The following is a 13,571-nucleotide window of genomic DNA, read 5'->3' on the forward strand; positions in this document are numbered from 1 at the left end:
TCCCGTTACAAGCCTATCATCGCACAGCCGTGCCCGCCCCGGCGGCGGGCTGTCCAGCCGTGTTCAGGTATTGCGGCGGGGATAGCCTTCGGCCAGGATGCGGCGCCAGACCAGTTCCTTGTGCTCGGCCGACATCGACACCCAGTGCGCGACTTCGGCGACGGTACGCCCGCAGCCGCGGCAGACGTCGTCAAACGTCGTCGAGCAGACTGCGACGCAGGGTGTGTCCGGACGCGGCGGCGCCGCCGCGGGATCAGCGTGCTGGTCCGACATCGAGCTTGTCCCAGCCGTCGTGGCCCAGTTTTTCCATGGTCTCGATGTTCTTCTCGAAGATCTCGGCCGCGTCGGGGAAGGCCTCGACGGCGCGCTCGATACTGTCCTCGCGCAGCAGCTGCAGGATCGGGTAGGGCGCGCGGTTGGTGAAGTTTTCGATATCGTTCTTGTCGGTATCGGCGAACTGGTAGTCCGGGTGAAAGCTCGCCACCTGGAGTTCGCCATCGAGATGCATGTCCTCGACCGCGGCGTCGGCGACATCGAGGAACTCGTTGTAGTCGAGGAAATCGTCCAGCACGAAGGGGTGGATCAGGAGCGTCGTGTCTATTTTTTCTGCCGGGGTGTCGGAGAGGGTTTGCAGCTCGTCCATCAACTGTTCCAGCAGCGCCTCGGGCGTGCGCGCCGGCGAGACGACGTAGCGCACCTGCTCCTTTATATAGACAGCCTTGGCGAACGGGCACAGGTTCAGGCCGATGACGGCCTTTTCCAGCCAGCGGCGGGTGGCGGCGACGATGGCGTCGTCGTCGGCGTTCAGGTTTGCGGTACTCATAGTGGGGTCTTCTCTTATTGGGAAACGCTGCGTGCGAAACCGGATTGTACGCACAGTTTGCGTGCGCTCATAGGTCAAGCATTCGAGGCGGGTAAGTTGAAAACATGCCCGCCTCGACGGGAAAAGCAGGGTTTTATTATCATCTCGACAAGTATGCGGAACGGCTGAATTGTTTCCGTGTGGAATGTAATTACAGACGTATTACATCACATACTCCCGGGCGGTATGCAATTCGTACGCTGATCCGGTCCTATGAAATTACTTGCCTGATTCAGCATACCCCCCGGTGTGTGTTATCAAAATAATTTCATGTTAGCAAAAAGGATAGACAAAAAATTTTGTAACCGCCCGGGATTACTGCTTGACTGCCTCAACAGCTGCTCCTTACACTGCCCCCTTATCGTCAGGTCCTGTAGTTCCTGGACGCAACATACTGGAAAGCTATGTACGACATGACCCGCCCTACCTCTATTGCTGCCGCGCTGGTGCTTTTGCTCTCGGCCCCATTCGCCCATGCCATCGACAATGCTCCGGTCAGCGCTGTGCAGAACGCCGCCCTCATGCGCCCGGCCGCTGTTGCCGCGCCTGCCGGTGCCGGATCGTTGAAAGTCGACGCGCTGAAAGCCGACGAATACAAGGAAACCGATGTCTGGGGCCGCATCCGCAGCGGCTACGCCATTCCCGACATCAGCAACAACCTGGTCGAGCGCCATACCAAGTCGTATAGCAGCAAGCCCGACTACATGGCCCGCATCTCCGGCCGCGCCTCGCTCTACCTGTTCCACGTGGTGCAGGAGCTGGAAAAGCGCGGCATGCCGACCGAACTGGCCCTGCTGCCGGTGATCGAATCGGCCTTCAACCCGCAAGCCATGTCGACCGCCGACGCTGCCGGCATCTGGCAGTTCGTGCCTGGTACCGGTAAAGACTTCAACCTCAAGCAGAACATGTTCAAGGACGAACGCCGCGGCGTGCTGGCCTCGACCGATGCCGCCCTGACCTACCTGCAGCGCCTGTACACGATGTTCGGCGACTGGCAGCTGGCGCTGGCGGCGTACAACTGGGGTGAAGGCAATGTCCAGAAGGCGATCAAGAAAAACCAGGCGCTCGGCAAGCCGACCGACTTCGAAAGCCTGGCCGAGCTGATGCCGGCGGAAACGCGCAACTACGTGCCGAAGCTGCAGGCCGTCAAGAACATCGTCGCCAACCCGGGCCAGTATGGCATCACCCTGCCGGCGATCGAGAACCAGCCCTATTTCACGACGGTCGACAAGACCAGCGACATCGACCTCGCCATTGCCGCCCAGTTGGCCGAGATGTCGGTCGACGAATTCAAGGCCCTCAATCCCCAGTTCAAGCGCCCGGTCATCACCGGCGAAGACGGCACCAAGATCCTGCTGCCGCAAAAGAACGCAGAGAAATTCCACCTGAACCTGGCGCAATGGGGCCATGCGCTCTCCACCTGGACCACGCACAAGATCACCGGCGCCAGGGAAAGCATCACCTCGCTGGCCTCGAAGTTCGGGACCACGGCGGAAGTCATCCGCCAGGCGAACAACATCCCGATGCAGACCCGCCTGAAAGCCGGCTCGACCATTCTGGTGCCGAAGACCTCGGCTTCGATGGGTTCGGACATTGCCGAGAACATCGTCGACAGCGCCGTCATGGCACTCGAAGCCGACCGCGGCGAAGCGCGCAGCGGGCGTTTCAAGGTCAAGGCAAGCGCCGCGTCGAACGCACGCGTGTCCCGCAACACCAACTCCCGCCGTAAGCACCGCTAACCGCTGACCGGTGAATGTCCCGGGCCATCGTGCCCGGGACCGTGTTTTTTTCGCGCCTCCTGCCTTCCTCCCCCGGCCCACAAACCACCACGCTTTGCGCAAGATCAAATTGGCTGACCTGTGCAAGCATTCGCAAACTACTGTATAGTGTTGTTTGTGCGCTGCAATAAAGCGACTACCTGTCGCCAGACAGCGCACTAATGCAGTAAGTAACAACAAGCAGCATCGCAGCCAGGCCCGCCGTTCCAGGCAGCCTTCTAAAGCCCTCCCGCCCTGCGTGTCGACCTTTGACACCGTCCCGGCGCAAAGCTTTTGTGCCGAAATTTCTTTCATTTCTGAGTCATTTCGTTCTGTTGGTTCGCGTTGCTATTTCGCGCTCGTAAAACTATTGAGCGCTGATCACTACCGAAAGTAAGAAAACAATGAGTTTTGAAGCACTAGGCCTCCACGCCACGATCGTCAAAGCAGTCAACGAAGCGGGTTACACCGTCCCTACGCCGGTCCAGGCACAAGCCGTTCCTGCCGCCATCGAAGGCCGCGACCTGCTGGTCTCGTCGCAGACTGGTTCGGGCAAGACCGCAGCTTTCATGCTGCCTGCCCTGCACAAGCTGGTCAGCGCCGAAGTCGCGCCGGTCCCGGCACGCACCCCTGCGCAAGATGCGCAGTCGGCCCGTTCGCGCGGCGAGCGCGTCCGTTTCACCGCAGCCAAGCCGAAAATGCTGGTGCTGACCCCGACCCGCGAACTGGCCCTGCAGGTCACGGTCGCGACCGAAAAATACGGCAGCTACATGCGCCGCATCCGCGCCGTCTCGATCCTGGGCGGCATGCCTTACCCGAAGCAGATGCAACTGCTCTCAAAAAATCCTGAAATCCTGGTCGCTACCCCAGGCCGCCTGATCGACCACATGGAGTCCGGCAAGATCGACTTCTCGGAACTCGAGATCCTGGTGCTGGACGAAGCCGACCGCATGCTGGACATGGGCTTCATCGACGACATCGAAAAGATCGTCGCCGCGACCCCGGCAAACCGCCAGACCATGCTGTTCTCGGCCACGCTGGACGGCGTCGTCGGCAACATGGCGCGCCGCATCACGAAGGACCCGATGGTGATCCAGATCGCCAGCGCCACGAACCGCCACGAGAACATCTCGCAGCGCGTGCACTTCGTCGACGACCTGTCGCACAAGAACCGCCTGCTGGACCACCTGCTGCGCGACGAGTCGATGGACCAGGCAGTCGTGTTCACCGCCACCAAGCGTGACGCCGACACCATCGCCGACCGCTTGAACATCGCCGGCTTCGCAGCCGCCGCGCTGCACGGCGACATGCACCAGGGCGCGCGTAACCGCACCCTGGACAGCCTGCGCCGCGGCCAGGTGCGCGTGCTGGTGGCAACCGACGTCGCTGCCCGCGGCATCGACGTGCCGACCATCACCCACGTGGTGAACTACGACCTGCCGAAGTTCCCCGAGGACTACGTGCACCGCATCGGCCGTACCGGCCGTGCCGGCCGCAATGGTCTCGCGATCTCGCTGGTGAACCATGCCGAAGGCATGAACATCAAGCGCATCGAGCGTTTCACCAAGCAGCTGATCCCGGCGACCGTGGTGGAAGGTTTCGAGCCGAAGCGTTCGGCGCCACCTGCCCGTACCGGCGCCCGCCCAGGCGGCTGGAAACCAGGCGACGGCCGCAGCGCCGCCGCCAAGCCAGGCCAGCGCAGCTTCAGCAAGCCATCGGCAGCACCGCGCGAAGGCGGTTACAGCCGTGACGCAGCGCCACGCGGCCCAAGCAGCGGCGCCCCACGCCGTGAAGGCAGCGGCGGCGGCTACCGCGGTTCGAACCCACGTTCGACCGACGGCGCGCGCCGCAGCTTCGGCGATAATTAATATCGCTGTCGCTGGATGAACAAGGACGGCTGCTTCGGCAGCCGTTTTTTTTTCGCCTGGACGCCGGCGCCTACCCCATGCACGTCGGTGGCGCGCAGGGTGGTCGGCTCCACCCGTCCGTCCGCACCGACGCGGCGTGTATGCCGCCCACGCGTTCAACGCACGTATGACCCGGCGCGATGTTTCACGAAGCCGCTTGAACGCGTGATATGACCCGGCGCGACGTTTCAAAGGCGCTTGAACGCGTGGACGGCATCGGCGCCGCGACGAATCACGCATTCGGCGTGGAGCCGTCCACCCTACAAAAGCAAACGGACCCACACGCCCCACGACGTATAATCGCGCTCCCGCCCAGCCCCCCTATGACTCCCCCGATGGTCCGCAAGCGCATCCTCATCGTCAGCCCCGCCGCCGCCCGCGACAACAACGGCAACTGGCAAACCGCCAGCCGCTGGGCGCGCTTCCTGCGCGGCCGCCATGCGGTCGAGGTCACCGCAAGCTGGAGCCCGGCGGACCCCGCACCCGACTTGCTGATCGCCCTCCACGCACGGCGTTCGGCACAGTCACTGGCTGCGTTCAAAACCGCGCACCCGCAATGCCCCGCCCTGCTCGTCCTCACCGGCACCGATCTGTACCGCGACGTCGACAACGCTCCCGAGGCGCGCGCCTCGCTCGACCTGGCCGACGCCGTGGTGGTGCTGCAGGAGGCCGGCCTGGCGCGCCTGCCGGCCCAGGTGCAGGCCAAGGCGAGCGTGATCTACCAGTCCTCGCCCGCGCTGCGCCCGGCCACGCCCAGCAGCCGCACCATCGACATCTGCATGATCGGCCACCTGCGCACGGAAAAAGACCCGCTGACCTTCATGCGCGCAGCAAAGCTGGTCAGCACGCCGGGCGTGCGCCTGCTGCACATCGGCGGCGCGCTCGACCCGGAACTCGGACAAGCCGCGCGCACCACTGAAGCGGCGACGGAGCGCTACCGCTGGCTGGGCCCGATGCCCCATGCGCAAACCCGCCAGCGACTGAAACGCTGCCGCGCGATGGTGATCGCGTCCAGGATGGAAGGCGGCGCCAACGTCATCATCGAGGCGGTCACCAGCGGCGTGCCGGTGCTGGCCTCGCGCATCGACGGCAACGTCGGCATGCTCGGGCAGGATTACGCCGGCTACTTCCCGCAGGGCGACGCCGCCGCGCTGGCGCGCCTGGTCGAGCGCTGCGCGCAGGACCAGGCGTTCGACGCCCTGCTGCGCCGCCAGTGCGCCGCGCGCGCCGCCCTGTTCACGCCGCAGGCCGAACAAGCGGCCGTGGCCGACTTGGTGGATAATCTGCTGCGCCCGCGATCCGGGCAGCCCGAACACTCATAAAGAATGGAACCACACATGAACGCGCCCGATCAGACCATCAAACTGACTTCCTTCTCGCACGGCGGCGGCTGCGGCTGCAAGATCGCTCCCGGCGTGCTGGCCGAAATCCTGAAGAAGTCGAGCGGCTTCCCGGTGCCGCCCCAGCTGATGGTCGGCATCGAGACCGCCGACGACGCGGCCGTCTACAAGCTCAACGACGAGCAGGCACTGATCGCCACCACCGACTTCTTCATGCCGATCGTCGACGATCCGTTCGACTTCGGCCGCATTGCCGCCACCAACGCCATCTCCGACGTCTATGCCATGGGCGGCACGCCGATCATGGCGCTGGCCCTGGTCGGCATGCCGATCAACAAGCTGCCGCTGGAGACGATCGGCGAGATCATCCGCGGCGGCGAATCGATGTGCGCGGAAGCGGGCATCCCGATCGCCGGCGGCCACACCATCGATTCCGTCGAACCGATCTATGGCCTGGTGGTGCTGGGCCTGGTGCACCCGGACCGGGTGAAACGCAATGCCGACGCCCGCGCCGGCGACGTGCTGATCCTCGGCAAACCGCTGGGCGTGGGCGTGCTGTCGGCCGCACTCAAGAAGGACGTGCTGGGCGCGGAAGGTTATGCCGCGATGATCGCCAACACCACGAAACTGAACAAGCCCGGCCAGGCGCTGGCCGCGATGGAAGGCGTGCACGCGCTGACCGACGTCACCGGCTTCGGCCTGCTGGGCCATTTGCTGGAACTCGCGCGCGGCGCCAAACTGTCGGCCGAACTGGACATGGCCGACATCCCTCTCCTCCCCGGCGTGCTCCAGCTGGCCCAGGATGGCTTCTTCACCGGTGCCTCGGGCCGTAACTGGGATGCCTACGGCAAGGATGTCGCGCTGTCGGACAGCATCATGCCGGCGCAGCAGGCACTGCTGACCGACCCGCAGACCTCGGGCGGCCTGCTCGTTTCCTGCGACCCGGCCGCGGCCGAGGCCGTACTGGCCCTGTTCGCGCGCGAGGGATTCGGCGACGCGAAGGTAATCGGCCGCATGGCGGCAGGCACCCCGGGCGTCGTCGTCAAGGCCTGACCCGGCAAGCCCTTATCGAGGGGACGCGGCAAGCCAAAACGTTGCCGTGTCAACACATATATTTTGTATCAGCAAAGCGAAGCATTGTTTTTTCAAGAATTGTCGGTTGTATAATTCCCTCGCCGGCACAGATCGGCGTGTAAGCTAACAACGAATCCCAGAGACAATGCCCACGCAACAGGCCGCTTCGGCGGCGCTCGACTCGCCTCGTTCCCTCGGGTGGACCACTCACCTGGCCACCGTCCTCCTCGGCTCCGACAGCCTGCAACGCCTGACCCTGGCGCTGCTGGGCCTGGCCGCCCTGGTAACCGCCACCGTCGTCGTGCTGCTGGTCTACGCCGCCAGCATCGGCGTGGCCGACGTCAGCGAGGTCAGCGTGCTGACCGCCCTGTACTTCGTCTTCATCGTCGGTTTCTACGTCGTCATTCGCAGCGGGATGAACCGGCGCTTTGCCGACCCGACCCTGGCCATGCCGCAGTCCATCATGGCGCAGTCCCTGATCGCGGCCTCGTATGCCGTCACGGGACCGGTGCACGGCGCGACCGTGATCATGTTGTCGCTGGTGATGGTGTTCGGCATGTTCAGCCTGCGTCCGGCCTCGGTGCGCCTCGCCTGCGTCTATACGGTGACGCTGATGGGCATCGTGATGTTCTGGTGCACCCAATACACGCCGCTGCATTATCCGGTGCGCCAGGAGATCTTCAATTTCGCCTTGACGGCCATCGTGATGCTCACCATTTCCCAGCTCTCGGGCCAGCTGACGGACATGCGCACCCGCCTCAAAACGCAAAAAATCGCGCTCGAGCAAGCCCTGTCGCACATCAAGGAAATGGCCGCGCGCGACGAGCTGACGGGTTTGCCGAACCGGCGCCGCATGATGACGCTGCTGCAGGAACATGCGACGCGGCGCGCGCGCGGCGGCCCGCGTTTTTTCGTGTGCATCATCGATCTCGACCACTTCAAGAACATCAACGATACCTACGGCCACGCCACCGGCGACGCCGTCCTGCGCTCGTTTGCGGCGCAAGCCCAGGTTGTGCTGCGGACCACCGACATGATCGGACGCTGGGGCGGCGAGGAATTCCTGCTGCTGCTCCCGGAAACGCCCCCGGGCGACCCGACGCTGGGCGTGGAGCGCCTGCGCGCCAGCCTGGCCGACATGCCGGCCAGCGTCGCGCTGCACGACGTGCGCGTACGTTTTTCCGCGGGTTTTGCGCGTTACGAGGAAGGCGAGCCGATCGACCAGGCCATCGAACGGGCCGATCGTGCCCTGTACGCGGCCAAGTCGGCCGGACGTGACCGCAGCGTGGTGCTCTAGTCCGGCTGGGACGGTCCCCGGTGCGGGGACGGGGGATGGGCGCCGCGGCGCACGATGACGGGCTGGCGAAGTTTGTGCAACTGGCGCGCCACCATGGCCAGCCCGGCCAGCAGCGCGACGAATGCCAGCATGACCGGCAATTGCAAACCCATGAACGAACCAGCTTCCATGACACCGCCTCCTCGTCTATTGCCCAGCGTCATGCCGGCGCAAGAGGCTACTGTGCCACTGGCTTGCTTCTACGAAATTGAGGTAGAACAAAGCGACGCCAGGGGAGTCGCTGCTGCGGCGCGCTTCAGGCGACAGTGGTCAGCGGCGTATGCGCTTCCGGCTTGCCGCGCCCGACGCGCTCGTACTCGGCAATCACCTGGGCGCCGAACAGCAGCAGCGTCGCCCCGATCTCGAGGCTGAACATGACGACGATGGCGGTGGTCATCGAACCGTAGACGACGTTCACCTGGGAGAGCGTGGAGAAATACCAGACCAGCACGTGGCGCGCAATTTCCCACAGCAAGGCCGCCGTCACCCCGCCCACCAGCGCATGCGAGAGCGACAGGCGTCCGACCGGCATCACCAGGTAGATCGAGGTCAATACCAGGATTTCCCCGAGCAGCCCGAGCAGGTAAAGCAGCGCACCCGACACGCCGCCCAGCGACCAGGTGGTGCCGAACAATTGCACGCTCTCCTGCCCCATCACCTGCAAGGTGCCGGCCACGATCGTCACCAGCAGCACGCCTACCCCCAGCGCCAGCATGTAGCAGTAAGGCAGCACGGCCGACACAAGGAAATGGCGGCGCCGGATCGCCACCCGGTGGATGAAGATCACGCTCATCGCGTTTTCGAGCACGGTGAAGGCGAAGGAGCTGAAGAACAGCATCGTCACGCCCAGCACCCAGGTGATCAGGTCGCGGTTGTCGAGGAAGTTCGCGACCTCGGCCGCGATCGAGGCCGACTGGCCCGGCACCAGCAACTCCAGGTAGCGGCGCAGCGTGACCAGCAGTTCGGCCTGGTCGATGAAATGCGACAGCGCCACCACGACCAGCATCAGGAAGGGCACGATCGAGAGCAGCGCGTAATAGGCGACGGCGCCCGCCAGCAGCAAGCCCTGGTTGGCGCGGAAGCCCTTGATCACGCTGAGGGTAAACGCGAGCGGATGCGACAGGATATAGGCGTTGGCGCGCCGGTTGAGGATGCGGACGCGCAGGCGGCCCATGCGCAGGCGGCCGGTACCGATCATCGTGCGAGCCTGATGCCGGTAAATTGCCAGCGCGCGCAGGCCGGGAAGAAATTGCGGTAACTGGCGCGGGCATGGCCGGCCGGCGTCGCGCAGGACGCGCCGCGCAGCACGTACTGGTTGACCATGAACTTGCCGTTGTATTCGCCGATCGCCCCCGCCGCCGGCGCGTAGCCGGGGTAAGGCGCGTAACTGCTGCTGGTCCATTGCCAGCAAGCGCCGAACATTTGCGCCAGGCCGTCACCGGCTGCTGCCGCGGCTGCGGGATGCAGGCTCCCCGCCTCGATCCCGGCCAGGCGCGCGGCGAATTCCCATTCAGCTTCAAGCGGCAGGCGTGCCCCGCACCAGCGTGCGTAGGCGTCGGCCTCGTACAGCGACACATGGGTGACCGGGCGCGCCGGGTCGAGGGGGTGTTCGCCGTGGAGGGTGAATTCGTTCCAGCCACCGTCCGGCTGGCGCCGCCAGTAGAGGGGCGCGGCCAGATCGCCGGACGCGACCATGTCCCAGCCCTCGGCCAGCCACAGGGCCGGGTCACGGTAGCCGCCGGCCTCGATGAAGGCGGCGTAGTCCCCGTTCGTCACCAGGCGCGAGGCCAGCGCGAAGGGCGCGACATAGCTGCGGTGGCGCGGCAGCTCGTTATCGAAACAAAAGCCGCGGCCGTCATGGCCGATCTCGACCAGGCCGCCGTCGAATTCGAGGAATTCCAGCGGCGGCGGTTCGGTCCCGGGCGCCAGCAGCTCGCCGTCGTAGCCGGGCGCGATCGGGTTCTGCGCCAGCAGGTGCTTCACATCGGTCAGCATCAGCTCCTGGTGCTGCTGCTCGTGCTGCAGGCCGAGCGTGACGAGTTCGGCCAGCGGCGCATCCATCGCAAGGTCCGTCCCGGCCTCCAACAGTCGCAGCATGCGCGCATCGACGTCGGCGCGGTAGGCCTTCACCTCCTCCAGCGAGGGCCGCGTCAGCAGGCCGCGCTGCGCGCGCGGGTGCCTGGCGCCGACGCCGTTGTAATACGAATTGAACAGCACGCGGAAAGCGGGATGGTAAGGCGTGAAGCCATGCTCGCGCGCTTCCAGGATGAAGGTCTCGAAAAACCAGGTCGTGTGCGCCAGGTGCCATTTGATGGGGCTGGCGTCCGGCATCGACTGCGCGCAGCAGTCTTCGCTTGATAGCGGCGCGGCCAGTTGCAGGGAACGCTGGCGCACGGCCTGGAATGCATCGCGCAGCATAATGCCGGTCAAGCGCTGGCCTGCGCGTGGATGACGGCGAACGGGCAGCGCGGATCGGTCCACACGCGGCTTGCCTCGAAGCCGGATTGTTCGAGCAGGCCGATGGCGTCGGCCTGGCGGTATTTGTAGCTGTTTTCGGTATGGATGCGCTCGCCCGCGGCGAAATCGCGGCCGCCGCCGGGCCAGCGCACGGCTTGAAAACGCTTCGCCTCGAGGTGCATTTCCACCCTGCCCGCCGCCTCGTTGTAGAAGCCGACGTGGCGCCAGTGCCGGATGTCGAAGTCGCTGCCGAGCAGGCGGTTCACGTGGCGCAGCACGTTCAGATTAAAGGCGGCCGTGACACCAAGCGCGTCGTCGTAGGCCGGGTCGAGGATGGCCTTGTCCTTGGCCAGGTCGATCCCGATCAGCAAGGCGCCATCGGGGCCGCAGCCCTTGCGCAGGCGCGTGAGGAAGACCCGTGCCTCGGGCGGCGTGAAGTTGCCGAGCGAGGAGCCCGGATAGAAGAACAGGCGGCGCTCGGCGCGTACACTTTCCGGCAGGTCGAGGCCACTGGAAAAATCGAGCCCGAGCGCGCGCATGTCGATGTGCGGAAAACGCAGGCGCAGCCGGGCCAGGGCCTCGCTGACAAATTCAGTGGAAATGTCGACCGCGACATACTGCGCCGGGCGCAGCAGCGGGAACAGCGACGCCGCCTTGGCGCAATTGCCGGCGCCCAGGTCGATCAGCGTGCTGCCCATGCCGCAGGCGTGGGCGATCTCGCGGCCGTGGCGCTCGAAGATGCCGGCCTCGGTGCGGGTCGGGTAATACTCGGGCAGCTCGCAGATCGCCTCGAACAGTTTCGAGCCGAGCGCGTCGTACAGGAACTTGGGAGAAATCGTCGCCTGGCGCGCGCCCAGGCCGGCAAAAAGCTCGGCGGGCACATGGGCGCTGGCTACGGCGGCGGGCTTCTCGGTTGTGCAAGACGTCAGCATAAGGTTTATCATTCGTGCCGCCGGAGCACCCGATGCGCCCTGGCTTAGGGAGGAAGTTGCTGTTTTTGCTATCATAGCGGAAGTCCCGGCTCCTCCGCGTTCGCCCGCCGCCAAGCGTGCACGCCGTCGTTTCCCCTGCCATTTAAAAGAAGAAAGCCCCTTTTATGTCCTCCTTGTCGCCTTTGTCCGCCCTGAAATCGCTGTTTGCCGCCTCGACCGTCGCCCTGATCCTGGCCGCTCCCGCTTCCGCCCAGAACACCCCGGGCGTGCTGCGCGTCTCGGCCATTCCCGACGAAGCGCCGACCGAACTGCAGCGCAAGTTCAAGCCGCTGGGCGACTACCTGGCCAAGGCGACCGGCCTGAAAGTCGAATTCACCCCGGTCACCGATTACGCGGCGTCGGTCGAGGGCCTGATCAACCACAAGCTCGACATGGTCTGGTTCGGCGGCTTCACCTTCGTCCAGGCCAATGTGCGCAGCAAGGGCAAGATCGTGCCACTGGTGCAGCGCGCCGAGGACGAGAAATTCCGTTCCGTGTTCATCACCGTCCAGCCCGGCATCAACAAGCTCGAAGACCTGCGCGGCAAGACCCTGTCCTTTGGTTCCGAGTCCTCGACCTCGGGCCACCTGATGCCGCGCTCCTTCCTGCTGGGCGCGAAGATCAATCCGGACACCGACCTCAAGCGCGTCGCCTTCTCCGGCGCGCATGATGCGACGGTGGCGGCCGTGGCCGGCGGCAAGGTCGATGCCGGCGCGCTGAACATCTCGGTCTGGGAAAAGCTGGTCGAAGCCGGCAAGGTCGATCCGAAAACGGTGCGCGTGTTCTACACGACCCCGGGCTATTTCGACTACAACTGGTCGGTCAACGCCAGCATGGCGCCGGCGCTGCAAACGAAGATCCGCGACGCCTTCCTGGCGCTGGACGCGTCGACTCCGCAGGGCAAGGAAATCCTCGACCTGCAGCGCGCGACCAAATTCATCCCGACCAAGGCCGAGAACTACAAGGCGATCGAAGCGGCGGCGCGCAATGCCGGCCTGCTGAAATAAGCATCGACATCAACCCGCTGGCGGACCGATGACTTTAAAGCTCGACAGTTTCAAGCTCGACAAACTGACCGTGCGCCACCTCACCGGTGGCAAAACGGCCGCGCTGCACGAACTCGACCTGGCCATCGGCCAGGGCGAGCAGCTCGCGCTCATCGGTCCGTCGGGCGCCGGCAAGACGACCTTGCTGTCGACCCTGGCCTGCGCGCACCAGCCGGCCGAGGGTGGCCTGGCCGTGTTCGGCGCCGATCCGTGGGCGCTGCCGCAGGCCGCCCGCCACCGCCTGCGCGCACGGCTGTTCCTGGCGCCGCAAACGCCGCCGCTGCCGCCGCGCCAGCGCGTCGTCACCGCCGTACTGGCCGCGCGCCTGCCGCACTGGAGCCTGTTCAAAGCCTTGGGCTCGCTGTTCAAGCCCGCCGACCCGGACGCCGCCTTCGAAGCGCTGCGCCGCTTCGGCCTCGGCGACAAACTGTATGCGCGCGTCGACCGCCTCTCCGGCGGCGAGCGCCAGCGTTGCAGCCTGGCGCGGCTGCTGTTATCGAATGCGGACGCCTTCCTGGTCGACGAGCCGATCTCCGCGCTCGACCCGGCGCTGGCGCGCCTCACGCTCGCCACCTTGCAGGAAGAAGCCGCGCGCCGCAATGCGACGCTGGTGTGCAGCCTGCACCAGGTCGAGATGGCGCGTGCCTGTTTCAACCGCATCGTCGGCCTGCGCGACGGCCGCATCGTGTTCGACCTGCCGCGCGAACAGGTCACCGATGCGATGATTGCCGCGCTCTACGAAAACGACACCATCGAAGCGCACCCACATGCGCAGCACGAGTCGCCCGAACGCATCGCCGTGGGCGCCTGTTTTTGACCGA

General features: G+C 65.2%; 13 protein-coding genes. 7 read left to right on the plus strand and 6 right to left on the minus strand.

Annotated elements, in window-relative coordinates; genetic code table 11:
* Window positions 1-63: 63 nt before the first annotated feature.
* Together AC1MEM_RS19805 and AC1MEM_RS19810 are read right to left on the minus strand one after the other, a co-directional pair.
* A complete protein-coding gene (locus tag AC1MEM_RS19805; RefSeq protein ID WP_499473411.1) occupies window positions 64-273 on the minus strand; it encodes a DUF1289 domain-containing protein in 210 nt (69 codons plus the stop codon).
* Window positions 254-823: a DUF1415 domain-containing protein gene (locus AC1MEM_RS19810; protein ID WP_499473413.1), complete on the minus strand. Its 570-nt coding sequence runs from the start codon at window positions 821-823 to the stop codon at window positions 254-256. The genes AC1MEM_RS19805 and AC1MEM_RS19810 overlap by 20 nt, the downstream gene beginning before the upstream one ends.
* Window positions 824-1,266: 443 nt before the next feature.
* On the opposite strand from AC1MEM_RS19810, the gene AC1MEM_RS19815 reads away from it, so the two are divergent.
* From AC1MEM_RS19815 to AC1MEM_RS19835, 5 genes are all read left to right on the plus strand, one after another.
* A complete protein-coding gene (locus AC1MEM_RS19815; protein ID WP_499473415.1) occupies window positions 1,267-2,601 on the plus strand; it encodes a transglycosylase SLT domain-containing protein in 1,335 nt (444 codons plus the stop codon).
* 422 nt (window positions 2,602-3,023) lie between these two features.
* Window positions 3,024-4,487, plus strand: coding sequence for a DEAD/DEAH box helicase (locus AC1MEM_RS19820; RefSeq protein ID WP_499473417.1), 1,464 nt, complete (start codon window positions 3,024-3,026; stop codon window positions 4,485-4,487).
* Between the two features lie 374 nt (window positions 4,488-4,861).
* Window positions 4,862-5,848, plus strand: a complete 987-nt coding sequence (senB, locus tag AC1MEM_RS19825; protein ID WP_499473419.1) for a selenoneine biosynthesis selenosugar synthase SenB — start codon at window positions 4,862-4,864, stop codon at window positions 5,846-5,848.
* Between the two features lie 15 nt (window positions 5,849-5,863).
* Entirely contained in the window at window positions 5,864-6,919 is a 1,056-nt protein-coding gene (gene selD / locus AC1MEM_RS19830; protein ID WP_499473421.1) for a selenide, water dikinase SelD, read from the plus strand.
* 166 nt (window positions 6,920-7,085) lie between these two features.
* Window positions 7,086-8,237: a GGDEF domain-containing protein gene (locus tag AC1MEM_RS19835; protein ID WP_499473423.1), complete on the plus strand. Its 1,152-nt coding sequence runs from the start codon at window positions 7,086-7,088 to the stop codon at window positions 8,235-8,237.
* Here AC1MEM_RS19835 and AC1MEM_RS19840 read toward each other — a convergent pair.
* The 4 genes from AC1MEM_RS19840 to egtD form a co-directional block, all read right to left on the minus strand.
* Window positions 8,234-8,407: a hypothetical protein gene (locus tag AC1MEM_RS19840; protein ID WP_499473425.1), complete on the minus strand. Its 174-nt coding sequence runs from the start codon at window positions 8,405-8,407 to the stop codon at window positions 8,234-8,236. The two genes, AC1MEM_RS19835 and AC1MEM_RS19840, sit on opposite strands and share 4 nt — an antisense overlap.
* Before the next feature lie 125 nt (window positions 8,408-8,532).
* Complete coding sequence (locus AC1MEM_RS19845; protein WP_499473427.1) at window positions 8,533-9,474, minus strand: YihY/virulence factor BrkB family protein; 942 nt, start codon at window positions 9,472-9,474, stop codon at window positions 8,533-8,535.
* Window positions 9,471-10,694: an ergothioneine biosynthesis protein EgtB gene (gene egtB / locus AC1MEM_RS19850; RefSeq protein ID WP_499477702.1), complete on the minus strand. Its 1,224-nt coding sequence runs from the start codon at window positions 10,692-10,694 to the stop codon at window positions 9,471-9,473. The genes AC1MEM_RS19845 and egtB overlap by 4 nt, the downstream gene beginning before the upstream one ends.
* 8 nt (window positions 10,695-10,702) lie before the next feature.
* On the minus strand, window positions 10,703-11,665 hold the full coding sequence (gene egtD / locus AC1MEM_RS19855; RefSeq protein WP_499473429.1) for an L-histidine N(alpha)-methyltransferase: 963 nt from the start codon (window positions 11,663-11,665) through the stop codon (window positions 10,703-10,705).
* A gap of 164 nt (window positions 11,666-11,829) precedes the next feature.
* On the opposite strand from egtD, the gene AC1MEM_RS19860 reads away from it, so the two are divergent.
* Window positions 11,830-12,711 carry a putative selenate ABC transporter substrate-binding protein gene (locus tag AC1MEM_RS19860; protein ID WP_499473431.1) on the plus strand — a complete coding sequence of 294 codons (882 nt, stop codon included), beginning with the start codon at window positions 11,830-11,832 and terminating at the stop codon, window positions 12,709-12,711.
* Between the two features lie 28 nt (window positions 12,712-12,739).
* The gene (locus AC1MEM_RS19865) at window positions 12,740-13,567 is read left to right on the plus strand and encodes a phosphonate ABC transporter ATP-binding protein (RefSeq protein WP_499473433.1); all 828 of its coding nucleotides are present in this window, start codon (window positions 12,740-12,742) and stop codon (window positions 13,565-13,567) included.
* The last annotated feature ends 4 nt before the right edge of the window (window positions 13,568-13,571 follow it).

Source organism: Telluria sp. AIW5 (assembly GCF_056680575.1).